At 42.7% G+C, this 902-nt stretch carries 1 protein-coding gene; it reads right to left on the reverse strand.

The annotated features are described in order from the left end of the window. Window positions 1–902, reverse strand: a 902-nt coding sequence (locus DYI81_RS17850) for a thioredoxin family protein (protein WP_171356383.1), incomplete at both ends; no start/stop codon positions are given.

Below are 902 nucleotides of genomic sequence, written 5' to 3' on the forward strand. Positions count from 1 at the left end.
TTTTCTAAAGTCACTTCAACCAAACCATTTGCCGTTTGTTCAGCACCTTTGATGTCTGCAACACGTTGTAGATTCATAATATCTACGCCGTATTCACGAACATGCGCTTCCATTTCAGCTGCAAACTTAGGACCTTGGGTCTTTTGAATAGACGTGAAGTTTTCGATGTCCATTGTATCCATCACCTGACCGCCCATGCGCTCAGCAACGATACCTGTTTTAATGCCTTTACGTGCAGCATAGATTGCAGAAGTATTACCTGCAGGGCCACCGCCAATCACAAGAACATCAAATGCGTCTTTTTCATTGATTTTCGCTGCTTCTTTCGCATCAGAATCAGTGTCTAATTTGGCAATGATTTCTTCCAAGGTCATACGGCCTTGACCAATATGGTTGTTGTCTTGGAACACCATTGGAACTGCCATGATTTTGCGTTCTTCAACTTCGTCTTGGAAGAATGCACCATCAATCATGGTTGCAGTTGTGCCTGGGTTGTAGATTGCGATCAAGTTAAGTGCTTGAACCACGTCTGGGCAGTTATGGCAGCTTAAAGATACGAATACATCGAAATCTGATTTAATACCTAAGCCTTTGATTGAAGCCAATACTTCATCAGATACTTTTGGTGCATAACCTGAAGTTTGTAGCAATGCCAAGATCAGTGATGTGAACTCATGGCCCATAGGAAGGCCCGCAAAGAATACACGCGGCTCTTCACCTGCTTTTGCAATACCGAAGCTAGGCGCACGTTTGTTTGTGCCATCGAAACGAGCAGTCACTAAGTTTGATAATGCAGCAACTTCTTCAACCAATTCTTTGATTTTGTCTGATTTGTCAGAGCCATTTAAAGTGGCAACGATTTCAATTGGACCTTCAAGGCGTTCAAGAAGAGTTTTTAATTG

This window comes from Acinetobacter sp. SWAC5, from assembly GCF_003419885.1.
Classification (GTDB): domain Bacteria; phylum Pseudomonadota; class Gammaproteobacteria; order Pseudomonadales; family Moraxellaceae; genus Acinetobacter; species Acinetobacter cumulans.